Source organism: Sphingomonas trueperi, assembly GCF_011927635.1.
In the GTDB taxonomy this organism is placed as follows: domain Bacteria; phylum Pseudomonadota; class Alphaproteobacteria; order Sphingomonadales; family Sphingomonadaceae; genus Sphingomonas; species Sphingomonas trueperi.
Genome location: NZ_JAATJB010000012.1, coordinates 109,749 through 130,491 on the forward strand (window position 1 = coordinate 109,749; position 20,743 = coordinate 130,491).

The 20,743-nt window shown below is 68.1% G+C and carries 24 protein-coding genes; 6 read left to right on the plus strand and 18 right to left on the minus strand.

Translation table 11 applies throughout. The annotated features are described in order from the left end of the window. Window positions 1–3 precede the first annotated feature (3 nt). From GGR89_RS16975 to GGR89_RS16995, 5 genes are all read right to left on the minus strand, one after another. Window positions 4–414 carry a hypothetical protein gene (locus tag GGR89_RS16975; RefSeq protein WP_125976004.1) on the minus strand — a complete coding sequence of 137 codons (411 nt, stop codon included), beginning with the start codon at window positions 412–414 and terminating at the stop codon, window positions 4–6. 27 nt (window positions 415–441) lie between these two features. Then, window positions 442–1,176 (minus strand): hydroxyacylglutathione hydrolase, encoded by a 735-nt coding sequence (gene gloB / locus GGR89_RS16980; protein WP_125976003.1) that lies wholly within the window; start codon window positions 1,174–1,176, stop codon window positions 442–444. Between the two features lie 4 nt (window positions 1,177–1,180). Further along, a complete protein-coding gene (locus tag GGR89_RS16985) occupies window positions 1,181–1,615 on the minus strand; it encodes a VOC family protein (RefSeq protein WP_125976001.1) in 435 nt (144 codons plus the stop codon). Between the two features lie 63 nt (window positions 1,616–1,678). Beyond that, complete coding sequence (locus GGR89_RS16990) at window positions 1,679–2,512, minus strand: tetratricopeptide repeat protein (protein ID WP_125975999.1); 834 nt, start codon at window positions 2,510–2,512, stop codon at window positions 1,679–1,681. After that, window positions 2,488–3,213 (minus strand): alpha/beta fold hydrolase, encoded by a 726-nt coding sequence (locus GGR89_RS16995; protein WP_125975997.1) that lies wholly within the window; start codon window positions 3,211–3,213, stop codon window positions 2,488–2,490. The genes GGR89_RS16990 and GGR89_RS16995 overlap by 25 nt, the downstream gene beginning before the upstream one ends. 107 nt (window positions 3,214–3,320) lie before the next feature. On the opposite strand from GGR89_RS16995, the gene GGR89_RS22710 reads away from it, so the two are divergent. Continuing rightward, entirely contained in the window at window positions 3,321–3,455 is a 135-nt protein-coding gene (locus GGR89_RS22710; protein ID WP_277600107.1) for a hypothetical protein, read from the plus strand. Here the strand turns inward: GGR89_RS22710 and GGR89_RS17000 are convergent. The 3 genes from GGR89_RS17000 to ypfJ are packed head-to-tail and all read right to left on the minus strand — an operon-like array spanning window position 3,452 to window position 6,571. Further along, the gene (locus tag GGR89_RS17000) at window positions 3,452–4,507 is read right to left on the minus strand and encodes a M48 family metallopeptidase (RefSeq protein ID WP_125975995.1); all 1,056 of its coding nucleotides are present in this window, start codon (window positions 4,505–4,507) and stop codon (window positions 3,452–3,454) included. The two genes, GGR89_RS22710 and GGR89_RS17000, sit on opposite strands and share 4 nt — an antisense overlap. A gap of 13 nt (window positions 4,508–4,520) precedes the next feature. Then, entirely contained in the window at window positions 4,521–5,621 is a 1,101-nt protein-coding gene (locus GGR89_RS17005) for a YjgN family protein (RefSeq protein ID WP_425338774.1), read from the minus strand. 53 nt (window positions 5,622–5,674) lie between these two features. Continuing rightward, on the minus strand, window positions 5,675–6,571 hold the full coding sequence (gene ypfJ, locus GGR89_RS17010) for a KPN_02809 family neutral zinc metallopeptidase (protein WP_125975991.1): 897 nt from the start codon (window positions 6,569–6,571) through the stop codon (window positions 5,675–5,677). Window positions 6,572–6,685: 114 nt separating this feature from the next. Between ypfJ and GGR89_RS17015 the strand changes: the two genes are divergently transcribed. Genes GGR89_RS17015 through GGR89_RS17030 form a run of 4 tightly spaced genes read left to right on the plus strand, consistent with a single transcriptional unit; the run spans window position 6,686 to window position 10,622 of the window. Then, window positions 6,686–7,834 carry a patatin-like phospholipase family protein gene (locus GGR89_RS17015; RefSeq protein ID WP_125975989.1) on the plus strand — a complete coding sequence of 383 codons (1,149 nt, stop codon included), beginning with the start codon at window positions 6,686–6,688 and terminating at the stop codon, window positions 7,832–7,834. Between the two features lie 13 nt (window positions 7,835–7,847). After that, window positions 7,848–8,633 carry a 3-hydroxybutyrate dehydrogenase gene (locus tag GGR89_RS17020; RefSeq protein WP_125975987.1) on the plus strand — a complete coding sequence of 262 codons (786 nt, stop codon included), beginning with the start codon at window positions 7,848–7,850 and terminating at the stop codon, window positions 8,631–8,633. Continuing rightward, window positions 8,630–9,256, plus strand: a complete 627-nt coding sequence (locus GGR89_RS17025; protein WP_125975985.1) for a DUF4893 domain-containing protein — start codon at window positions 8,630–8,632, stop codon at window positions 9,254–9,256. The genes GGR89_RS17020 and GGR89_RS17025 overlap by 4 nt, the downstream gene beginning before the upstream one ends. A 52-nt stretch (window positions 9,257–9,308) precedes the next feature. Further along, window positions 9,309–10,622: an amidohydrolase gene (locus GGR89_RS17030; RefSeq protein ID WP_125975983.1), complete on the plus strand. Its 1,314-nt coding sequence runs from the start codon at window positions 9,309–9,311 to the stop codon at window positions 10,620–10,622. 211 nt (window positions 10,623–10,833) lie between these two features. Here the strand turns inward: GGR89_RS17030 and GGR89_RS17035 are convergent, their stop codons facing one another. The 8 genes from GGR89_RS17035 to GGR89_RS17070 form a co-directional block, all read right to left on the minus strand. Beyond that, entirely contained in the window at window positions 10,834–11,472 is a 639-nt protein-coding gene (locus GGR89_RS17035) for a hypothetical protein (RefSeq protein WP_125975981.1), read from the minus strand. A gap of 106 nt (window positions 11,473–11,578) precedes the next feature. After that, complete coding sequence (locus GGR89_RS17040) at window positions 11,579–12,211, minus strand: SURF1 family protein (RefSeq protein WP_125975979.1); 633 nt, start codon at window positions 12,209–12,211, stop codon at window positions 11,579–11,581. A gap of 1 nt (window position 12,212) precedes the next feature. Further along, complete coding sequence (locus tag GGR89_RS17045; protein ID WP_241213118.1) at window positions 12,213–12,614, minus strand: DUF983 domain-containing protein; 402 nt, start codon at window positions 12,612–12,614, stop codon at window positions 12,213–12,215. Window position 12,615: 1 nt separating this feature from the next. Next, window positions 12,616–13,500 carry a cytochrome c oxidase subunit 3 gene (locus GGR89_RS17050; RefSeq protein WP_125975975.1) on the minus strand — a complete coding sequence of 295 codons (885 nt, stop codon included), beginning with the start codon at window positions 13,498–13,500 and terminating at the stop codon, window positions 12,616–12,618. A 36-nt stretch (window positions 13,501–13,536) separates the two neighbouring features. Beyond that, entirely contained in the window at window positions 13,537–14,076 is a 540-nt protein-coding gene (locus GGR89_RS17055) for a cytochrome c oxidase assembly protein (RefSeq protein WP_125975973.1), read from the minus strand. Beyond that, window positions 14,073–14,243, minus strand: a complete 171-nt coding sequence (locus GGR89_RS17060) for a hypothetical protein (protein WP_164521665.1) — start codon at window positions 14,241–14,243, stop codon at window positions 14,073–14,075. The genes GGR89_RS17055 and GGR89_RS17060 overlap by 4 nt, the downstream gene beginning before the upstream one ends. After that, on the minus strand, window positions 14,240–15,145 hold the full coding sequence (locus GGR89_RS17065) for a heme o synthase (protein WP_125975971.1): 906 nt from the start codon (window positions 15,143–15,145) through the stop codon (window positions 14,240–14,242). Before GGR89_RS17065 ends, GGR89_RS17060 begins: the two co-directional genes overlap by 4 nt. Before the next feature lie 40 nt (window positions 15,146–15,185). Beyond that, window positions 15,186–15,470, minus strand: coding sequence for a hypothetical protein (locus GGR89_RS17070; protein ID WP_121072049.1), 285 nt, complete (start codon window positions 15,468–15,470; stop codon window positions 15,186–15,188). Window positions 15,471–15,701: 231 nt separating this feature from the next. On the opposite strand from GGR89_RS17070, the gene GGR89_RS17075 reads away from it, so the two are divergent. Further along, on the plus strand, window positions 15,702–17,783 hold the full coding sequence (locus GGR89_RS17075) for a TonB-dependent siderophore receptor (protein ID WP_125975969.1): 2,082 nt from the start codon (window positions 15,702–15,704) through the stop codon (window positions 17,781–17,783). A gap of 58 nt (window positions 17,784–17,841) precedes the next feature. On the opposite strand, the gene ctaD is transcribed toward GGR89_RS17075, so the two are convergent. Together ctaD and coxB are read right to left on the minus strand one after the other, a co-directional pair. Next, a complete protein-coding gene (gene ctaD / locus GGR89_RS17080) occupies window positions 17,842–19,500 on the minus strand; it encodes a cytochrome c oxidase subunit I (protein WP_121072043.1) in 1,659 nt (552 codons plus the stop codon). Window positions 19,501–19,503: 3 nt separating this feature from the next. Then, entirely contained in the window at window positions 19,504–20,616 is a 1,113-nt protein-coding gene (gene coxB / locus GGR89_RS17085) for a cytochrome c oxidase subunit II (RefSeq protein WP_125975967.1), read from the minus strand. Between the last annotated feature and the right edge of the window lie 127 nt (window positions 20,617–20,743).

Here is a 20,743-nt window from a genome sequence, read left to right on the forward strand (position 1 = left end):
TGCTCAGCCCCCCTTTGCCCGGGTATAGGGCGTGAACTTCCCCAGCCGGCAATAGCCGCTGGGGATGCTCATACCCGGCGTCACCACCCGGAACTGGTCGTTGCGGCAGAGCTGGCTGCCGCGCATCTCGACGATCACCGTGCTCAGCGGCGCCAGCGACGGGCATTCGGAGGCGAGGTCGTTGCGATAGAGCCGCGCGCCCTGGCGATAGACCAGGGTGCGCGTATCGATGATCTGCGGGCCGTCGGTGAAGCCAGGGTTGATGCAGTCCTGCGGCTTGCCCGGCACCCGGTCGCCCAGCGCGCTGGCGAGTTCGCGCCGCGCCTGGGCGTCGCGCTGGGCCTGATAGTCGGCATTCTGGACGCAGCCGGCGAGCGTGAGCGCGCCGATGATAGTGGTGATGGCGAAGCGCATCGTTTCTCTCCTCGCCGACCCTACGACTCAGCCGGCAAAACTATCCTTCGCGGCGCGGCGTTCGGCCAGCATGCGCGCATCCGCCGCGCGGAGGAAGGGGTTGGTCACGCGTTCGGCGGCGATCGTGGTCGGCACGGTCGCCTCGCCGGCGGCGCGCAGCCGCTCCACCTCGGCCATGCGGTCGCGGATCGCGGCATTGTGCGGCTCCGCCACCAGCGCGTAGCGGCCGTTCGACAGCGTATATTCGTGCGCGCAATAGACGATGGTGTCGTCGGGCATCGCGGCGAAGCGCTGCATCGCCGTGAACATCTGCTCAGGCGTTCCCTCGAACAGCCGCCCGCAGCCCATCGCGAACAGCGTATCGCCGACGAACGCCAGGGCGTCTTCGGCAAAGTGGTAGGCGATGTGCCCGGCGGTGTGGGCCGGCACTTCCAGCACCGTCGCGACATGGCCGCCGATCGCCACCGTATCGCCCTCGGCGACCAGCCGATCGGCGGTGGGGATCTTCGCGGCCTCGGCGGCCGGCGCGATCACGGTACAACCGGTCGCCGCCTTGAGCGCGGCGTTGCCGCCGGTGTGATCGGGATGCCAGTGGGTGTTCCAGATCGCCGAGAGCTGCCAGCCCTGTTCGGCCAGCGCCGCCAGCACCGGCGCCGCGTCGCCCGGATCGACCACGATCGTCTCGCCCGACACGGGATCGTGGACGAGCCAGACATAATTGTCGGTAAAGGCGGCGACGCGGACGATCTGGAGCGCGGTCATCGCCTCACCACTCGCCGGTGTTCGGCATCGACGCCCAGGGCTCCTGCGGGGGCAGGCTGCCGTTCTGGAGCAGCTCGATCGAGATCTTGTCGGGCGTGCGGACGAACGCCATGTGGCCGTCGCGCGGCGGGCGGTTGATCGTCACGCCGGCATCCTGCAGCCGCTGGCAGGTTGCGTAAATGTCGTCGACCTGGAAGGCGAGGTGCCCGAAGTTGCGGCCGCCGGTATAGTCTTCCGGATCCCAATTATGGGTCAGTTCCACCTCGGCGGTGCCGCGGCCGGTTGCCGGATCGATGTCCGCTTCGGTGGCGAGATAGATCAGCGTGAAGCGGCCCTTCTCGCTGGTGATGCGGTGGGTCTCCTTGAGGCCCAGCAGCTCGAAGAACTTGATCGAGGCGTCCGGGTCGGTGACGCGGATCATGGTGTGGAGGAACTTCACGGGGGCACTCCCTGGATTGGCGTTTCCCGCCAGATAGGGGCGCCCCGCGCTCGGTTCCACCCGCTACTTGGCCGGTGCGGCGTCGAACTGGGCGAGCGCGGCCCGGGCGGCGGTGGCTTGCGGGCTGCTCGGCGCGGCGGCGACGACCTTGTTCCACGCCGCCTTGGCGCCCGCTTCGTCGCCGCTCGCCGCCGCGATGTTGCCCGCCTCGATCTGGACCGCGGCGTCATCCCCGGCGCGCTTGACCGCCTCGGCGATGTCCTTCTGCGCACGCGGCAGGTCGTTCATTCGCCGCGCGAGCGTCGCCGAGAGCAGCCAGGCGAGCGGATCGTCGCCGGCCTTGGCAAGTGCGACGTCGATATCGGCACGTGCGCCGACATTCTCGCCGGAGGCGACAGCGGCGCGGGCGCGGTCGAGATAGGCCTCGCCCAGCGCCAGCCCCTTCAGCTGCCCGCTGGCCAGCGCGGCGTTGATCGCCGCGCGTGCCCTGGGCGGCTTCTTGGCGGCGAGCCAGGCATTGCCCGCCTGGGTCCAGTAGACCGCGGCACGGGCGCCGTCCTTCGCGGTCTCCGCCTCGCCTGCGGCCTCCTCGAACGCGGCCGCGGCCGAGTCCCAGCGGCCCTGGTTGGTATAGGCGACGGCGAGGCACTGCCGGGCGAACATGCCGCCCTTGTCGGTGCCCCATTTCACCGCCTCGTCGATCGCCGCGCCCGGATCGCCGGTGGCGAGATCCATGCACTTGGTGAAGCGCGGCGGCTCGCCCGCAGGCACCGGCGCGGCAGCCTTGGCGGCAGCGGCGCGGGCGCGCTCGGCATCGCGCAGCACCGGGCCGGCCTTGGGCGCGATGGCGGCGGGGGTCTGCTGCTGGGCGATCAGCAGGAGGAGGGGGAAGAGCATGCGATCAATACGTCCTCGGTGGCGCTAAGCAGCAGGCGGATGTCGGCGTCGCGCGACAGGCGGTGGTCACCGCCCTTGACCAGCGTCACCTGCACATCGTCTGAACGAAGCGTGTCGGCGAGCCGCAGCGCCAGTTCCCACGGCACCTCGGCGTCGCGCTGGCCCTGGAGCAGGCGCACCGGGCCGTCAAAGGCGATCGGCGCCTCCAGCACCAGGTTGGCCTCGCCCGAGGTCCAGAAGGGGAGGGTGGTGACCATCGGTTCGGGGCCATAGTCGCTCGGCTGTTCGAGCCGGCCCTCCTTGGCGAGCGTCGCCTTCTCGGCATCGGTGAAGCCCCAGCGGGTGAAATCGGGCGCGGCGGCGATGCCGACCATGCCCACGACGCGCCCGGGCCGCGCCTGCGCCACCAGCAGCATCAGCCAGCCGCCCATCGACGAGCCGACCAGCACCACCGGCCCTTCCACCACCGTGTCGATCATCCGCAGTGCGTCGTCGCGCCAGCTCGCCAGCGTCTGGTCTTCGAAGGCGCCCGCGCTTTCGCCGCAGCCGGCATAGTCGAAGCGCAGGAACGCCTGGCCGCGGTCACGCGCCCAGCCCTCCATCGCCAGCACCTTCGATCCCTGCATGTCGGAGCGATAGCCGGGGAGGAAGACGATGGTGGGGGCGGCGCCGGGCGTGTGGTGATGGGCGAGCATGGTCATGGCCGGCGGTGTAGCCGCTCCCGCCTTTCGCCGCCAGCGACGGAACCGATCACGGCCATCGGGATTGATCATAGGACATCGCATCCCGGAAGGAGCATCTAGGCGCCATGAGCAAAGTCGAGAAAGCCATCGCCCTGCCGGTCCGCCGGTTCGTCCCCAGCAGCCAGCTCGTCTTCGGCGCGGCGATTGTCGTGTCGGGCCTCTCGGTCCTCGCCGGCAAGCTGATCGCGGCGCTCGCCTAAGGGGCGGTCGCCGGGCTGTCGCCGCACATCGCGCGCAGCGCCTGCCATTGCTCGGGGCTGAGCGCGGGCTTGTACGCAGCGCCCGGTTTGGCGCTCGCCCGGAACGCCTGTTCGCGCGCCGTCGATAGCGGGTGCGAGGACAGATAGGTCATCATCACCGCTGCATTGCCGGGCTGCGCGTCCTGCTCGGCCAGCCGTGCGAACAGCGCGGCCGTCGGCAGCGGGGAGATATTGGCGGCCTGCAGCCGCCCGATCGCATAACCGTCCGCCCCCGCCTCGGCCTTGCGCGAATAGCGGGCGTTGAGCAGCGCGTTGCCATAGCCGCTGACATTGCCGTCGAACCCGCCGAGCAGCAGCTGCAGGCCATATTGGCGGATCAGTGCCTCCATGCCGTCGCGGTGGGCGACATGGCCGAGCTCATGCGCGAGCACCCCCGCCACCTCGTCCGGCGACTTGGCGTTCTGGATCAGCCCGTCGAACAGCACCACCTGCCCGCCGGGAAAGGCGACGGCGTTGATCATCGGCGCATGGACGACGCGGATGGTCACGTCGCCATCCTGGCGCAGCCGCGCGCCGAGGGCTTTCAGTGCGGCGTCGCCCTGCGGGCTGGCGCAGGCATAGGTGCCGAGATTGCCGACGATCAGCCGGCCCATCCGCTGCTCCACCGATTGCGGCACCAGTCGCGCCAGTAGCGGCGGCAGCTTGAGCGTGAAGGCGACGACCAGCACCGCGAGGATGGCGAGCACGCCCGCCGAGCGCCACAGCCCGAACCGATCGATCCAGGCCCCGTAGCGTGCCGGCTTGGGCAGTTGCACCGCGATTTCGGACGGCGGGAACTCGAGAAAGGTGATCCGCCAGCCCGGCCGTCCCTTCAGGCCGAAGGCGCGCTCATGGTGCGAGGTGCCGTGCGGCTCCAGGTCGGCAAAGGCATAGGGGCCCGGATCGGCGCCGTCGCCCTGGAGCGTGAATCGCCGCTCGTCGGCGCTCGGCACGAGCACCGGCATGCGCCGTTCGCCGCTGCGGCCGTCGTAATGCCAGACCCGGGTTTCCACCTGTTGCCCTCCCTCAGAACGCGCCCATGTCGAGGCTGTCGAACAGCCCCTCGCCCTGGCCGGGCGCGCGCGTGTCCGATTGCGTGAACTGCTCGAGATCCAGCGTACCATAAGCGCGCAGGTGGCGGATGAAGAACGCCCAGTTGCGATAGCCGATGAAGATCGAGCCGATGCCCAGCGTGCACACCACCAGGGCAACGGTGCCGAGCATCAGCTTCAGCCAGTCCTTGGTACGCGCGGTGAACTCGAACTCGAGGTGCCCGAGCGTCAGTGCGCCGATCGCCTGGCGAAAATAGGCGGCGTAGAAGGAAAGGCTGATCAGCCCGAACAGCGCCAGGAACAGCAGGTAGAACACGAAGAAGCCGACGATCAGGAACAGCGGGGGGGCGACGGGCCCAGGCGCCGTTTGCGGGGTCACACCGAACCACAGGCTGAGCGCCACGGCCACGATGCCGCCGATAACCAGCGCCACGGGCAGCAGGTAGAACAGCAGATAGCGCCGCATCAGCCCGTCCGAGCTGGCGCCGGAGCGAAACGGATAGGGCCCGAAGCTCATCGCGTTCCAGCGTTCGTTCCACAGCGTGACCAGCGCCCAGGGCACCAGCAGGCCGAACGCGGCGCTGCCCAGCATCATCCGCCAGAGATAGGAAAGACCGTAGCGAAACCCCTGGTCGTCGCTGCCGCCGCGGATGCCGTGCCAATAGGTGCGGCTCAGCCGGTAGCGCAGCGCGCGGAAGATCGCGACGCCGCCCAGCAGGAACAGGAACAGGTAGAGACCGAAGAAGAGCAGGCCGGCCGCAGCGGCGCCCTCGGGCGTGCCCCGCATCGCCAGCGCGCCGACCAGCAGGTTGAGCCCCGCTACCGGCACGAACACCAGCACCACCACGACGATATAGCCGAGCAGCAGTTCGCGCCCGGTGCCGGTCCATTCGAGTCGGTCGTCGATGAAGCGCGTCCGGCTCCACAGATACTGCCGGGTCCGCGTGCGGCCCCAGAAGTTGTAGATGCCGAGCGTTACGATGGTCAGCAGCAGGTTGGTGAACGCGATCGGGGCGTATTCGCGCCACGCGCCGTAAAACTCGAACGCACCGCGCTCGGCCTGTTCTTGCATGATGGTCCCCCTTGGCCGCCATCCAATAGCGGCCAAGGGTTGACGTCAAGTAACGATCAGAGCGCGCTGTTGAAGGTGTCGCACTGGCGCGGGTCGCCGGTCTCCATGCCGCGCTTGAGCCAGGCCATGCGCTGCGCCGAGGTGCCGTGGGTGAAGCTGTCCGGCACCACGCTACCTCGCGCCTCGCGCTGCAGCGTGTCGTCGCCGATTGCGTTGGCGGCGGTCATGCCTTCCTCGATGTCGCCGGGTTCCAGCCGGTCGCGGTTGCGCGCCGCCCAGACGCCGGCATAGCAGTCGGCCTGCAGTTCGAGCTTCACCGACAGGCGGTTGCCCTCGGTCTTCGAGGCGCGAGCCTGGGCCTGCGATACTTCGGTCGAGGTGCCGAGCAGGTCCTGGATATGGTGGCCCATCTCGTGCGCGATCACATAGTCGCGGGCGAAGTCGCCCTTGGCGCCGAAGCGGTTCTGCAGCTCGTCGAAAAAGGCGGTGTCGAGATACACGCCGTCGTCGCTCGGGCAATAGAAGGGGCCGACCGCCGAGGTCGCCGCGCCGCAGCCGGTATTGGCGCCGCCCTTGAAGAAGTTGATCGTCGCGGGCCTGTAGTCGCTGCGGCCCATTTCCTGGAAGATCTTGCCCCAGGTGTCGTCGGTGCTGCGCATCACCCGGCACGCTTCCAGCCGGCGCTCGTCGACGCGGCAGACCTGCTGGCCGGACTGGCCCGCGGTGGGCGAGCGGCCGCCGCCGCCGCCGCCGCCGCCGCTCTGCCCCAGCATGCCGCCGCCGCCGCCCAGCCCGAACATCACCAATGCGATGATGCCCACCAGCACGATGCCGCCGCAGCCCATGCCCCGGCCGAGGAACATCGGCAGCAGGCCGAGCAGCGGAAAGCCGCCGCCGCCGCCCGAGCCGAGATCGCGGGCATTGTCGGTAGGATCGAGATCGTCGAGCCGCATTGGGCCTCCCCTTGATTTGGTTGCCGTAACAATGCGCCAATCGTCTGCGCGTTGCACGTGCCGCTAGCAAGGTTCGTATTGCTCCGCAGCATGGGATGCGCCACATCGCACCGCATGGCCGATGCTGAGTCCCGCCCGCACCGTCGCCGCCATGCCGGACCCGGCATGCCGCTGCCGGATACCGTCGCGCTGGTGCTGCAGGGGGGCGGGGCGCTCGGCAGTTTCCAGGCCGGGGTCATCGAGGAACTCGCCACCGCCGCGATCGACGTGGACTGGGTGGCGGGCATTTCGATCGGCGCGGTCAATGCCGCGCTGTTCGCCGGCAATCCGCCCGAAAAACGGCTCGGCGCGATCCGCGCCTTCTGGGAGCAGGTGACCTCCGCACTGCCCGAATTCTCGCTGCCGATGAACGACCAGGCGCGCGAGATCAGCCATGAATGGGCCGCCGGCGCGGTGATGCTGGGCGGCGTTCCCGGTTTTTTCCGCCCGCGCCCGATCCCGCCCGCCTTCGCCGTGCCGGGTACGCCGGGCGCGCTGAGCTTCTACGATACCAGCCCCTTGCGCGAGACGCTGGATCGGCTGGTCGACTGGGACCTGCTGAACGACGGGCCGGTCCGGCTGTCGGTCGGCGCGGTCAATCTGCACAGCGGCAATTTCCGCTATTTCGATACGCGCGACGAACGCATCGATGCGCGGCACATCATGGCGTCTGGTGCGTTGCCGCCCGGGCTGCCGCCGGTCGAGATCGACGGTTGCTGGTATTGGGACGGGGGACTCGTCTCCAACACCCCGCTTACCCATGTCCTCGATCGGCAGGAGGCCGAGATGCTCGTCTTCCAGGTCGATCTGTTCCCCGCGGAAAACGAACTCCCGCGCACGATCATGGACGTGATGGGCCGCGAGAAGGAAATCCGTTTCTCCAGCCGCACCCGCGCCATTTCCGACGAACGGCTGCGGCTGCGCAAGGCGCGCGAGACGGTGCGGCGGCTGCTCGACAAGCTGCCCGAGCATGTCGCCGACGCGCCCGAGGTGCAGGCGGTGCGCGATCTGGTGACCGAATATCCGGTCAATGTCGTGCAGCTGATCTACCGCGCGAAGCTCTGGGAAGGCGGCTCGCGCGACTTCGAATTCTCCACACGGACGATGCACGAGCATTGGGAGGCCGGCCGTATCGCGGTCGCCGAAACCATGGCCAATTCGCGGCTCGTCGCGCAGAACATCCTCGACGGCAAGACTGCCGCTTTCGATCTCACCCAGCGTTAAAAGGAGTATGCCGATGTTCCTCAAGGGCAAGTCCGCGATCGTCACCGGGTCCACGTCGGGCATCGGCCTCGCCTATGCGAAGGCGCTGGCGGCCGAGGGCGCGAATGTGCTGATCAACGGCTTCGGCGACGCGGCGGCGATCGAGAAGGAGCGCGCGGCACTTGCGGAGACCAGCGGCGGCAAGGCGCTGTACGACGCCGCCGACATGACCAAGCCCGACCAGATCGCGGCGATGGTCGCGCGGGCCGAGGCGGAGTTCGGCGCGGTCGACATCGTCATCTCCAACGCCGGCATCCAGCATGTCGCGCCGATCGACGAATTCCCGCTGGAGAAGTGGGACGCGATCCTCGCGATCAATCTCAGCTCGACCTTCCACCTGATGCGCGCGGCGATCCCGGGCATGAAGCAGCGCAAATGGGGCCGGATCATCTCCACCGCCAGCGCGCACAGCCTGGTCGCCAGCCCCAACAAGTCGGCCTATGTCACTGCCAAGCATGGCCTGGCCGGCCTCACCAAGACGGCGGCGCTGGAAGTGGCGACCCACGGCATCACGGTGAACTGCATCTCGCCGGGCTATGTCTGGACGCCGCTGGTCGAGAACCAGATCCCCGACACGATGAAGACGCGGGGCCTGACCCGCGAGCAGGTGATCAACGACGTGCTGCTCGATGCCCAGCCGACCAAGCAGTTCGTGCTGCCCGAGCAGGTGGCCGCGCTGGCCCTGTTCCTGTGCCGCGACGAAGCCGCGCAGATCACCGGCGCGAACTATTCGATCGACGGCGGCTGGACTGCCGAATGATGGTGCGCACCCTGGTCGCCTTGGGGCTGGGCGCGGCGCTGGCCGGCTGCAGCGTCTATCACGAGGCGACCTCGCCGGGGATGGACACGCGCCTCCCCTGGCGCCGGATCGCGACCGACACGGATCGCACCAAGCTGCGCAACTGGCGCAAGGCGTGGAGCGAGGCGCTGCCGCTCGCCCGCGCCGCCGACGTGAAGCTGATCGAGGGCGACCCTGCGCTGTTCGATCCCGATCGGGCGCTGGACACGGCGATGCCGCCGGCCGGCGCCTATCGCTGCCGCACCATCAAGCTGGGCGGCGGCGGCACCGCGGTGACCGCGATCGTCACCTATGATTGGCGGCCTTGCCCGATCACCGCGGATGGCGACCTGCGGCACTTCCGCATCGAGGGGGGCTTGCAGCGGCCCGAGGGCAATTTCTTCCCCGACGTGACCGCCCGCGTGACCTTTCTCGGCACGCTGGAAGTGGGCGACGACAGCGCACCGCTTCGCTACGGGCTCGACAACAAGCGCAACCTGATCGGCTATGGCGAGCGGATCGGCGACCAGCGCTGGCGGCTGGTGATCCCCTATCCGGCGTTCGAATCGAAGGTCGACGTGATCGAGATCGTTCCCGCGGTTTGACAGGCGGGCGGCCAGGCGTGACACTCGTGTCCATGACCGCAAAGGGGGCCCGATGTTCACGTCTTTCCTGCTGGCCGGGGCAATGAGCCTCGGCACGCCCGCCGCTGCTGCCGCCGATCCGGTGCGCGACGCCACGGCCAGGGCGATGCCGCAGCTGATGGCGCTCTACCGCGACCTCCACGCCCATCCCGAACTCAGCCTGCACGAGGTGCAGACCGCCGCCAAGCTCGCCGCCGCCGCGCGCGAGGCGGGCTATGAGGTGACCGAGAAGGTCGGCGGCACCGGCGTGGTCGCGGTGCTGCGCAACGGACCCGGCCCCGTCGTGCTGATCCGCGCCGACATGGACGGGCTGCCGGTGGTGGAGAATACCGGGCTGCCCTTCGCCTCCAAGGTCCGCGCGACCACCGACGAGGGGATCGAGAGCGGCGTGATGCACGCCTGCGGGCACGACACCCACATGGCGAGCTGGGTCGGCACGCTGCGCAACCTCGCGGCGATGAAGGATCGCTGGCACGGCACCGTGGTAATGATCGCCCAGCCCGCCGAGGAGCGCGGGCGCGGCGCCAAGGCGATGCTCGACGACGGGCTGTTCACCCGCTTTCCCAAGCCGGGCTACGCGATCGCCTTCCACGACAGCGCCAGCCTGCCCGCCGGGCAGATCGGGGTGACACCCGGCTATGCGCTGGCAAACGTCGACTCGGTCGACATCGTGGTGAAGGGCGTAGGCGGCCACGGCGCCTATCCGCACACGACCCGCGACCCGATCGTGCTCGCCGCGCGGATCGTCACCACGCTGCAGACCCTGGTCAGCCGCGAGATGGATCCGCAGCAGCCGGCGGTGGTGACCGTCGGCGCGATCCATGGCGGATCGAAGCACAACATCATCGGCAACGACGTGACGATGCTGCTCACCGTGCGCAGCTTCACCCCCGATTCGCGCCAGCAGCTGCTCGACGGGATCGCGCGCATCGCCAAGGGCGAGGCGATCGCGGCCGGCGTGCCGGAGGACCGGATGCCGGTGGTGACGGTGAAGGACGAATATACCCCGGCCACCTTCAACACCCAACCGCTCGCGGGGCGGCTGCAGGGGCTGTTCACCACGCGCTTCGGCAAGGACCGGGTGGTCGAGACCAAGGCAGTGATGGGCGGCGAGGATTTCAGCCGCTACTGGCTCGCCGACAAGAGCATCCAGAGCACGATCTTCTGGGTGGGCGGCGTGCCCCAGGCGAAGTGGGACGCTGCGCAGGGCGGCAAGGCGATGCTGCCCTCGCTCCACAGCGCCGAATGGGCTCCCGATGCCGAGGCGGTGGTCAGCACCGCGACCGAGGCACTGACCGCGGCGGCGCTGGATATCCTGCAGCGGTAGCGGGCGGGAAGGTCTGGTGTCGTTATGCGGTCAGTTTCCGCTGCGGCCGAGCGCTCTCGCCAGTGCCCCGAAGATCGTCATCCCGGCGAAAGCCGGGGTCCATCCGCCTCTCCGCCGCTGCAAGAGCTTCAGGCGAGACCCCAATGGGCCCCGGCTTTCGCCGGGGTGACGGTTTGGGAGTAGCGATGGCTATTATCAGTGCGGCCTGGCATCAAAGCTTGCCGAACACCGCTTCATAGCCCGCCCTATCGCCCTCGGCGAGGAAGCGGGCCTGGTCGATCCAGCGGTCGCGGGTCATGCGGCCCTGGAAGCTGCCGAGCTGGGCGTCGAGCGCCTTGGCGCCGGCCTCGTCGAGCGCGGCGAGCTGGGCGAAACGGGTGATGCCGAGTTCGTTGAGCCGTGCGGCCAGCTTGGGGCCGACGCCCTTCAGCCGGGTGAGATCGTCACCGCCCGCTGCGGGCGCCGCTTCCACAGGTGCGGGCGCGACAGGCGCCGGTTGGGCATTGGTATCCGCCGCGAGCGCCGCCGATGGGGCCGCGATCGGCGCGGCGGCCGCAATCGGCTCGTCGGCGAGCGGGCCGGGCGCGGGCATGGGTGCCGGCACTTCGGGCGCGCTGGTCGTCACCGAGGGAGGCTCGATCGGCTTGGCCGGATCGACGACTTCGAGCTCGCCGCGCTCGTCCAGTTCCTCGCGCGCCTTGCGGCGGCGGATCGCCAGACGCGTGCCCCAGATCAGGATGAACACCGCCAGCGCCGCGCCCAGCGCGATGAGGACGAACGACGTGGTCAGCCAGCCCGTCTCGGCGGTAGCGGCGACCGCGCCATAGCCCTGGGAAACCTGATCGTTCATGCGTGCCGCTCCAAGGTTCGCTTGCCTTGTCCTTCCCTTAGCGTGCGGTGCGGCCGCGTCCACCCATCTGCGCGGCGGGACGCACGCTGCAGAGGATAGCCGGGCGTTAGCGGATTCGCGGCTCGGGCGCGCCGCGGGCGCGCAGGCGCAGTGCCAGGACGTAGATGATGATCGCCACGCCGGCGAACAGGAACCATTGCACCGCATAGGCGAGGTGGTTGTTGGGCACGCTGGCGATGTCGGGCGGGGCGCTCGGCTCCAGCCCCGGCGCTGCCTGGTCGGAGACCAGCATCAGCGGCTGGGGTGCGGAATCGAAGATGCCGGCGATCAGCGGGCGGTGGTCCGGCGCGCGGGTGAGGGTGCCGCTCACCACCCCGCCGGGCCAGTGCGGGCGGAACATCGGGTCGCGGGTCACTCCCATGTCGACCAGCAATGTCGCGTCGGCATGGGTGCGGCAGGTGGCGATCTGCCGCCAGCCCTGCAGGCCCTGGACCCCCCGCCCGCCCTGGCGCGCCCAGCGGGTGACCGACTGGCAGGCAGAACGGGCATGGCGGAACAGCAGCGAGGCATCGGCCGCGCCGCTCTCGATCGTGATCGTCGGCTGCATCGTGTTGGCGGCGAACACCGCCAGCGCGCTCTCCTTCTGCGCCCGCCGGTCGAGCTGCCAGAAGCCGAGCGCGATCATCGCCGCGACGGCGAGGCCGACTAGCAGGGTAGGGATCAGGGGCACGCCGCGCATGTCAGTCCTCGGCGATTCGGCCCTCATGGGCCCGGTTGCGAAATTCGAGCGCGAGCAGCAGCCCCTTGGCCACGCGCAGCGATCCCACCACCATCGCCAGCGTGACCGGCGGCCAGAGCAGCAGATGGACCCAGACGGGCGGGGAGAAGCTGAACTCCACCCATAGCGCCAGGATCGTCACCAGCGCGCCGATGCCGAGGGTGAGGAACACCACCGGCCCGTCGCCGACGTTGAACTTCGTGAAATCGAGCCCGCAGGCGGAACAACGCTCGGAAAAGGCGGTGAAGCTGCGGAACAGCGTCCTGGCGCCGCAGCGCGGGCAGCAGCCGTAGAGGCCCGATGCGATCGGGGGCGGCAACGCAACGCTGCCGCCCCCTGTGGGATCGGGTGTCGGTGCGGCCACGTCAGCCGGCGTGGACCGGCGCGCCCCAACCGCCCCAGACATAGATCGACGCGAACAGGAACAGCCAGACGACGTCGACGAAGTGCCAGTACCAGGCCGCCGCCTCGAAGCCGAAATGCTGGCGGGGGGTGAAGTCGCCGCGATAGGCGCGCACCAGGTTCACGACCAGGAAGATCGTGCCGACGATCACGTGGAAGCCGTGGAAGCCCGTCGCCATGAAGAAGGCGCCGCCATAGCTGGAGCCGCCCTCGCTCGCCGCCTTGAAGGGGAAGGGGGCCTCCATATACTCGTACGCCTGGAGGCAGCTGAAGATGAAGCCGAGCACCACGGTGAGCCACAGGCCCTTCTTCACCGTGTCGTTCTCGCCCACGCCGATCAGGCCCCACAGCCCGCGCAGTTCGCCGCCGCGCTCGTTGTGGATCAGGCCGTGATGCGCCCAGGTGACGGTGCAGCCCGAGCAGAGCAGGATCAGCGTGTTGAGCAGCGGGAACTGCCAGGCATCGAGCACCTCCATGCCCTTGGGCGGCCAGGTGCCGCCGACTGCCTCAACCGTGGAGGGGAAGAGCGCGAAATCGAACCAGGCCCAGAACCAGCCGACGAAGAACATCACTTCGGAGGCGATGAACAGGATCATGCCGTAGCGCAGATGGAGCTGGACGATCGGGGTGTGATCGCCGGCATGCGCCTCCTGGATCACCTTGCCCCACCAGCCGAACATGGTGAGCAGCACCAGCAGGAAGCCGGTGGTCAGCACCAGCGTTCCGTTCGCCATCTTGTGCATCCACATCACGGCGCCCGAGGCGAGGACCAGCCCGCCCAGCGAGCCCAGCAGCGGCCAGATGCTCGGCGGCAGGATATGATACTGGTGGTTCTTTGCTCCAGCCATGGGCGTATCCCAATCCTCTCTCTATTTTGCGCGATGCTAGCTTGGTGTCTTCGGCGAATCCACTGGATAAAATGTATAGGACAAGGTGATCTCCTCGACGTCGCGCGCGTCGGGATCGTTGAGAATCTTCGGGTCGACGAAGAAGATCACCGGCATGCGGACGGTCTCGCCCGGCTGCAGCGTCTGCTGGGTGAAGCAGAAGCACTGGATCTTGGTGAAATATTTGCCGACCTGCGCCGGCGTGACGTTGAACGTCGCGGTGCCGGTAAGCGGCCGGTTGGAGGTGTTGGTGGCGGTGAAGAAGGCCATGTCGCGGCCGCCGATGTCGATTGTGTCCTCGCGCCGCTCGGGCGCGAACTTCCACGGCAGCTTGGGGCTGACATTGCTGTCGAACGCCACCGTAATCTTCTGCCCCGTGGCGCCGGGCGCGCGCAGGCCGCGCTGGGTGGTGCCGTTGAGCCCGGTCGCCTCGCAGAACATCCGGTAGAGCGGCACCGCGGCAAAGCCCAGCCCGGTCATGCCGCACACCAGCACGGCACCCATCAGGCCGACGCGCAGGTTGCGGCTGATCCTCATCCGCCGTGCCCGAGCTGCATCTTCACGATCGAGATCGCGAACACCAGCACGACGAAGCCGCCGAGCAGCAGCGCCATCACCCGGGCGCGCGATCGCTGGCGCGCGCGGATCAGCTCCAGTTCCGATGCCGGCATGTCGTTACCATCCTCTCCGCGGGAATCGTTCATCCGATCCACCTGTCGATCACGAGCGCACCAAATAGCACGAACAGATACAATATCGAGAATTTGAACAGCCGCTTTTCCGGGATCATACGGTCTTCCGGTTCGGTGCGGCGGGTGGCGACCTGGATCGCCATGGCGAGGAAGATGCCGGACATCACCGCGGCGGTGAGGCCATAGACCATGCCGCTCAGCCCCAGCGGCCAGGGCGCGGCGGCGGCGGCGATCATCGGCAGGGTGTAGAGGCCGATCTGGATGCGCGTGGTGCGCTCGCCGGAGACGACCGGGAGCATCGGCACGCCGGCATTGGCGTAATCGGTCTTCACGAACAGCGCGAGCGCCCAGAAATGCGGCGGCGTCCACAGGAAGATCAGCGCGAACAGCAGCACCGGCAGCGTCGCGACATTGCCCGTCGCCGCCGCCCAGCCGATCAGCGGCGGGAAGGCGCCGGCCGCGCCGCCGATGACGATGTTCTGCGGCGTCCGGCGCTTGAGCCAGATCGTGTAGACGAACACGTAGAACAGGATCGAGACGGCGAGGATCAGCGTCGCGACGAGGTTGATCGCGACATACATCAGCACCAGGCTGAACACCGCGAGCCCCACGCCGAAATGCAGCGCCGACTGGCGGTCCATCCGGCCCGCGGGTAGCGGGCGCCCTTGCGTCCGCTTCATCTTGGCGTCGAGATCGGCCTCGTACCATTGGTTGAGCGCGCCCGCGGCACCGGCACCGAGCGCAATGCACAGGATCGCGGTGAAGCCGAGCACCGGGTGGATCGGCACGGGTGCTGCGAGCATGCCGCACAGCCCGGTGAAGACGACCAGCGTCATCACCCGGGGCTTGGTGAGGGCAAGGAAATCGCGCCAATCGGCGGGCAGTGCGGGATTGGCGTTGGTCACGGACATCATCGTTCCCGATATACGGCGCGCGCCCGGCGGGCGAAAGAGGTCAGCCGAGTCGCTTGGCGTTGGCCCGCACCTTGCGGCGATAATGCCGCAGCGTCTTGCTCGCCTGCGCCTCGGGCGTGCTGCCCAGCCGGCCGGTGGCGGCGGCGACCTGAAGCTCCCAGGCGGCCTGCATCTTCTCGGCGACCATGCGCTGTGCCTCGGCCGTCGCGCCGGGGCCGCCGGCAGCAAGCTTGGTCAGCCGCATCCCGATCACGGTCGAGGCCTCGATGCCCAGCATCCAGCTGTCGAGGCCGATCTTCATCCAGTCGGCATAGGGGCTGCGCATCGACGTCTCCAAAATACTACCGGACCAACGAGCAAACGCGCGAGCGACGCGTCCGGGGGCGTCGTGCAGGATAGCGGATAGAAGTTACCGAAACCGCTGATGCGCCCATCGTCGCGGCGAGGCCAGCCGATTCGGTGCCGGTGTGCCGCGTGGTGACACATGCTATTGCAACTGATTATTAATACGCCTATGCGGCCGCCCAACGAGAATATCTGCATCGGGGCGCATCCAATGAACCTATCCTCCCTTCGCCGGCACAGCATCCTGCTGGCCGCGTTGGCCAGCGGCGTCGCCATGCCCGCGGCGGCGCAGGCGTTGCAGGGAGAGGACGATATCGTCGTCACCGGGCGCACCGCCAATGCCAGCATCCTCGGTGCCGACGTGCCCGCCTTCACCTATCCCCAATCGGTCCGCGTGCTCGATCGCGATCTGATCGATGCGGTCAACCCGACGCGACTCGGCGATCTCTTCGATCTTTCCGGCGGCGTCGCGCGGCAGAATGATTTCGGCGGGCTCTGGGACAAGGTGTCGATCCGCGGCTTTGCCGGCGACGAGAATGCCGGGCCGGACATCCGCATCAATCGCTTCAGCAGCAATTTCGGCTTCAACGCGCCGATCGACGCGGCGACGATCGAGCGCGTCGAGGTGCTCAAGGGCGCCACCGCGGCGCTGTCGGGCATCGGCGAGCCGGGCGGGGCGATCAACCTCGTCACCAAGGCGCCGCTCGATCGCTTCCAGGGCAGCGCCGATCTGAGCGCGGGCAGCTGGAACAGCTGGCGGACGAGCGCCGACGTGACCGGGCCGCTCGCCCAGGGGCTCTCGGCCCGACTGATCGGCGTGGCGGAGGGGCATGACAGCTTCCGCGACCATGTCGACGGCTCGCGCCGGCTGATCGCGCCGTCGCTCGCCTGGGCGCCGGCGGCGGGGCTGCGGCTGCTCTACCAGGCCGAATATATGCGCAACACCAGCGTGCTGGACCGCGGCATCGTCGCGGTAGGTGGCAATGCGCGGGCGATGGACCGCCGCACCTTTCTCGGTGAGCCCGGCGACGGGCACATCGTGCAGAACGGCTTCTGGCAGCAGGGCAGCCTGTTCGCCGACCTGACCAAGGACGTACGGCTCGAGCTGGGTGCCAGCCAGCGCGACGGATCGCTGCGCGGCTTCGGCACGATGGTCGATTTCGGCCCCCGAGGCCTGCAGGCGGACGGGCGCACCGCCGGGCGCGACCGGCGCTATCACGATTTCGCCTGGAACGACCTGTCGCTCCGCGCGGAGCTGGCTGCCAAGATTACGCTGTTCGGCATGACGCATGATCTGCGAGTCGGCGCCGACCGCGTCCGCTACCATATCGACTTCGTGCTGAACCGCGCCCGCGGCACGCCGACCCGGCCGCTGCTGCCGATCGATCTGTTCGATCCCGTTTATGCCACCACCGCGCTGCCGGTGCCGCCGCCCTTCGCCAGCCGCGACAGCCGCTTCCGCAGCGAGAGCGTCTATGCGCAGGACCTGATCGGGGCGGGGCCGTTCACGCTGCTGCTCGGCGCGCGGTGGAACAGCTTCCGCGAGTCCGTGATCAACCGGCTGACCAATCGCCGCTTCGAGACGGTCGACAAGGGGGTGACGCCGCGCGCGGCGCTGACCTGGCGGGCGAGTGACGCGATCGCGCTCTACGCCAGCTGGGGCGAATCGCTGCGGCTCAACCCGTCGGACGGCACGACCAGCTTCGACGGCGAGCGCAGCCAGTCGATCGAGGGCGGGGTGAAGTTCGCGCTGTTCGGCCAACGGCTGACCGGCCAGGCGGCGCTGTTCGACATGATCAAGCGCAACGTGCTCAATCCCAATGCGGTCGATCCGTTCGTCAAGACGCAGATCGGGCGCCAGCGCTCGCGCGGGGGCGAACTCGAGCTCAACTGGAAGGTGGCGAACGACCTGCTCGTCACCGGCACCTACACCCATCTCGATGCCAAGGTGCGCAACGATGCCAATACCGCGCTGATCGGCACCGCGCTCAGCAACGTGCCGAGCGACATGGGCAGCCTGTTCGTGCAGAAGACGCTGGGGCCGGTGGCGCTGGGCGGCGGGGTGACGCATGTCGGCGCGCGGGCGGGGGATCCGTTTGGAACCAGCTATCGATTGCCCGCCTATACGATCGCGCGGGCCAATCTGAGCGTCGCGGTGAACGACCATCTCACGTTGCGGGCGGATGTCGATAACCTGTTCGATGCGTATTACATCGCCAGTTCCTACGCGAATGTGTGGACCACGCCCGGCGCACCCCGCAGCTTCCGGGTGACGGCGTCGACGCGGTTCTGACCAAAGAAAAAGCCCCGGAGGTTTCCCCCGGGGCTTTTGTCGTTCGGCTGCGGCCGGATCAGTCGATCTTGGGCAGCGTCTCGAACTGGTGGAAGGGTGGGGGGCTCGACAGCGTCCATTCGAGCGTGGTCGCGCCTTCGCCCCAAGGATTGGCTTCCGCCTTCTTGCCCGCGAGCAGCGAGTAGATGACGTTGACGAAGAACACCGCCATGCCCGCCGCCATGATCATGTAGCCGACGGTCGCAGTGTGGTTCCAATAGGCATATTGGTCGGTATAGTCGGGGATGCGGCGCGGCATGCCCTGCAGGCCCAGGAAGTGCATCGGGAAGAACAGCAGGTTCACGCCGGCGAAGAACACCCAGAAGTGGATCTGGCCGAGCAGCTCGCTGTACATCTTCCCCGTCATCTTCGGGAACCAGTAATAGAAGCCCGCGAACAGGCTGAACACCGCGCCCAGCGACAGCACATAGTGGAAGTGGGCGACGACGTAATAGGTGTCCTGCATATAGTCGTCGACGCCGCCATTGGCGAGGACGACGCCGGTCACGCCGCCGACGGTGAACATGAAGATGAAGCCGATCGCCCAGACCATCGGAGTCTTGAAGCTGATCGACCCGCCCCACATCGTCGCGATCCAGGAGAAGATCTTCACGCCGGTTGGCACCGCGATCACCATGGTCGCGGCGGTGAAGTACATCTTCACCTGCACCGGCAGGCCGGTGGTGAACATGTGGTGCGCCCAGACGACGAAGCCGACCAGGCCGATCGCCACCATCGCATAGGCCATGCCGAGATAGCCGAACACCGGCTTGCGGCTGAACGTCGCGATGATGTGGCTGATGATGCCGAAGCCCGGCAGGATCATGATGTACACTTCGGGGTGGCCGAAGAACCAGAACAGGTGCTGGTAGAGCACCGGATCGCCGCCATATTGCGGATCGTAGAACGCCGTGCCGAAGTTGCGATCGGTGATCAGCATGGTGATCGCCGCCGCCAGCACCGGCAGCGCCAGCAGCAGCAGGAAGGCGGTGACCAGCACCGACCAGGCGAACAGCGGCATCTTGTGCAGCGTCATGCCCGGGGCGCGCATGTTGAAGATCGTGGTGATGAAGTTGATCGCGCCGAGGATCGACGCCGCGCCCGCAAGGTGGAGCGAGAAGATCGCGAAATCGACCGACGGCCCCGGTTCGCCATAGGTGGAGAGCGGCGCATAGACCGTCCAGCCGGTGCCGGCACCCACCCCGACGAAGGGCGAGAGCATCAGCAGGATGAAGCCCGCCACGGTCAGCCAGAACGAGATGTTGTTCATCCGCGGGAAAGCCATGTCCGGCGCGCCGATCATGATCGGCACGAACCAGTTGCCGAAGCCGCCGATCATCGCCGGCATCACCATGAAGAACACCATGATCAGGCCGTGCGCGGTGATCAGCACGTTCCAGAAGTGCATCGCCTCGTCGAACGTGCCTTCGCCGTGCAGCTTGGCGACCCACCAGGGCAGGTACTGGATGCCCGGCTGCATCAGCTCGGCGCGCATGATGCCCGAGATCGCGCCGCCGATGATCCCCGCGAAGATCGCGAAGATCAGGTAGAGCGTGCCGATGTCCTTGTGGTTGGTCGACATGAACCAGCGCGCGAAGAAGCTCGGCTTGTGATCGGCGTCATGGTCGCCATGCGCATGGTCGTGCGCGGCGGAATAGGGGAGCGCGGTATCGGTCATGGCTCAGTTGCCCGTGTTGCCGGCGCCGGCGGGGTTCGCGGTCGCAGGCTGGTTGGACGGTGCCGGCGTGGCGGTGGCGTCGACGGTGGGTGCGTTCTCCATCGCGCCGTTGGCGGTGGCGTCGGTCGCATCGTTGCCCATGGCGGTGGTGCTCGCCGGCTCGGCCGCGGCGCCCGGCATGGTGCCGCCCTTGGAGGCGACCCACTGCGCGAACTTGGCCGGGCTCACCGCCTCGACCGCGATCGGCATATAGGCGTGGCGCGCGCCGCACAGTTCGGAGCACTGGCCGAAATAGACGCCTTCCTTCTGGATGACGAAGCTCGTCTCGTTGAGGCGGCCGGGGATCGCGTCGAGCTTGATCCAGAAGGCGGGCACCGCCCAGCTGTGGATCACGTCGGTCGCGGTCGTGACCAGGCGGATCGGCACGCCGACCGGCAGCACCACGCGCTGGTCGGTGGCGAGCAGGCGGGGACCGTCGGCATCGGTGCGATAGCGCTGATCCTTGCCGACCTGCCCCTCTTCCTTGAGCATGTTGGCGGTCAGCTGGATGTTGCCGTTATCCGGATATTCGTACGACCAGAACCACTGGTTACCGATCGCCTTGAGCGTCACTGCGTTCTTCGGCGCGGGCTTGAACTGCGCGGCGAGCAGCTTGATCGACGGGATCGCGATCGCGACCAGGATCAGCACCGGCGCCAGCGTCCAGACGATCTCGATCGCGGTATTGTGGCTGGTGCGCGAGGGCGTCGGGTTGGCCGCCCGGCGATAGCGGATGATCACCCACACCAGCAGCAGCAGCACGAAGATCGAGATGATCGTGATCAGCGGCAGCAGGATCACGTTGTGGAACCAGTGTGCTTCCTGGCCGGTGGGGGTCACCTGCTGCTGGAGCGAGAAGGCCTTGTCGACCGGCTCGCCGACACCGGGCACGGCGGTGTGCAGCGGCTTGCCGGCAGCATCGAGCGTAGGGTCGGCAACCTTGGGGGCGGGTGCGGCAGGCGCTGCAGCGGCGGCCGGCGATGCGGCAGGGGCCGGGGCGGCGGGTTGCGCCAGTCCCGGAGAAGCGAAGGCCAGCCCGGTGGCTAGCAGGATCGTCGGTACCAAGAAACTGCGCATAATGGTGTTGTCACCCCTCTCCAGGAACGCACAACCGGGGCATCCTAGCGGCCCTTTGAACCAAAGGTATAGCTGGGAAAAGGCCATGCTCAACCTTTTTCGCGTGCGGTTGCGGTAGCAGCCCCCG

What these genes read in the sequence shown, in the direction of transcription:
- GGR89_RS16995 (WP_125975997.1), bottom strand. Translation starts at nt 3,213, where the DNA reads ATGACCATGCTCGCCCATCACCACACGCCCGGCGCCGCCCCCACCATC.
- GGR89_RS17050 (WP_125975975.1), bottom strand. Translation starts at nt 13,500, where the DNA reads ATGGCTGGAGCAAAGAACCACCAGTATCATATCCTGCCGCCGAGCATC.
- GGR89_RS17070 (WP_121072049.1), bottom strand. Translation starts at nt 15,470, where the DNA reads ATGCGCAGCCCCTATGCCGACTGGATGAAGATCGGCCTCGACAGCTGG.
- GGR89_RS17035 (WP_125975981.1), bottom strand. Translation starts at nt 11,472, where the DNA reads ATGAACGATCAGGTTTCCCAGGGCTATGGCGCGGTCGCCGCTACCGCC.
- gloB (WP_125976003.1), bottom strand. Translation starts at nt 1,176, where the DNA reads ATGACCGCGCTCCAGATCGTCCGCGTCGCCGCCTTTACCGACAATTAT.
- GGR89_RS17040 (WP_125975979.1), bottom strand. Translation starts at nt 12,211, where the DNA reads ATGCGCGGCGTGCCCCTGATCCCTACCCTGCTAGTCGGCCTCGCCGTC.
- ctaD (WP_121072043.1), bottom strand. Translation starts at nt 19,500, where the DNA reads ATGACCGATACCGCGCTCCCCTATTCCGCCGCGCACGACCATGCGCAT.
- GGR89_RS17075 (WP_125975969.1), top strand. Translation starts at nt 15,702, where the DNA reads ATGAACCTATCCTCCCTTCGCCGGCACAGCATCCTGCTGGCCGCGTTG.
- GGR89_RS17065 (WP_125975971.1), bottom strand. Translation starts at nt 15,145, where the DNA reads ATGATGTCCGTGACCAACGCCAATCCCGCACTGCCCGCCGATTGGCGC.
- GGR89_RS17025 (WP_125975985.1), top strand. Translation starts at nt 8,630, where the DNA reads ATGATGGTGCGCACCCTGGTCGCCTTGGGGCTGGGCGCGGCGCTGGCC.
- GGR89_RS17060 (WP_164521665.1), bottom strand. Translation starts at nt 14,243, where the DNA reads ATGAACGATTCCCGCGGAGAGGATGGTAACGACATGCCGGCATCGGAA.
- GGR89_RS17015 (WP_125975989.1), top strand. Translation starts at nt 6,686, where the DNA reads ATGGCCGATGCTGAGTCCCGCCCGCACCGTCGCCGCCATGCCGGACCC.
- GGR89_RS16990 (WP_125975999.1), bottom strand. Translation starts at nt 2,512, where the DNA reads ATGCTCTTCCCCCTCCTCCTGCTGATCGCCCAGCAGCAGACCCCCGCC.
- GGR89_RS17030 (WP_125975983.1), top strand. Translation starts at nt 9,309, where the DNA reads ATGTTCACGTCTTTCCTGCTGGCCGGGGCAATGAGCCTCGGCACGCCC.
- coxB (WP_125975967.1), bottom strand. Translation starts at nt 20,616, where the DNA reads ATGCGCAGTTTCTTGGTACCGACGATCCTGCTAGCCACCGGGCTGGCC.
- GGR89_RS17055 (WP_125975973.1), bottom strand. Translation starts at nt 14,076, where the DNA reads ATGAGGATCAGCCGCAACCTGCGCGTCGGCCTGATGGGTGCCGTGCTG.
- GGR89_RS17020 (WP_125975987.1), top strand. Translation starts at nt 7,848, where the DNA reads ATGTTCCTCAAGGGCAAGTCCGCGATCGTCACCGGGTCCACGTCGGGC.
- GGR89_RS16975 (WP_125976004.1), bottom strand. Translation starts at nt 414, where the DNA reads ATGCGCTTCGCCATCACCACTATCATCGGCGCGCTCACGCTCGCCGGC.
- ypfJ (WP_125975991.1), bottom strand. Translation starts at nt 6,571, where the DNA reads ATGCGGCTCGACGATCTCGATCCTACCGACAATGCCCGCGATCTCGGC.
- GGR89_RS22710 (WP_277600107.1), top strand. Translation starts at nt 3,321, where the DNA reads ATGAGCAAAGTCGAGAAAGCCATCGCCCTGCCGGTCCGCCGGTTCGTC.